At 60.4% G+C, this 384-nt stretch carries 1 protein-coding gene; it reads left to right on the top strand.

The window, feature by feature from the left end; translation table 11 throughout:
- Window positions 1–33 precede the first annotated feature (33 nt).
- Window positions 34–384: hypothetical protein (locus GHO25_RS26260; RefSeq protein ID WP_218581101.1), on the top strand; the 351-nt coding region annotated here is incomplete at its 3' end.

The following is a 384-nucleotide window of genomic DNA, read 5'->3' as shown; positions in this document are numbered from 1 at the left end:
GTCATAGCCCGAGCGGGTGCAGCTGTTGAAGAGATGAACAAAGCTGGGCACGCCTCGTCGCTTATCATCGAGAAGGCCACGCGGATCGCGGTTGAGAAGGCGGTTCAGGCCGCGCTAGCGGACGTCCAGCAGCAAACCCAGTCCACTCTGGGGGATTCTGTAAATCCCGCTGTGAAGGCGCTACAGGGCGTTACAGCGCGTGCTGAGAAGGCGGAAGAAAGCCTGTACCAAGCAGCAAGCTCGATCAGTTGGAAGTGGGCCGCTATTTGGGCTGCGACCAGTTGCGTGCTGCTGGCTTCCATCGTGGGGTTGTCCATGCTTCTGGTACCCAGCCCCAACGAAATCGGGGATCTGCGGGCCAATGCCGCCGCCCTAGAGGCCAAA

The sequence above is a fragment of the Pseudomonas sp. FSL R10-1350 genome (assembly GCF_009600525.1).
Classification (GTDB): Bacteria; Pseudomonadota; Gammaproteobacteria; order Pseudomonadales; family Pseudomonadaceae; genus Aquipseudomonas; species Aquipseudomonas helleri.
Note: the sequence above shows the minus strand (reverse complement) of the source record. Positions and strands in the feature narration are given on the sequence as shown.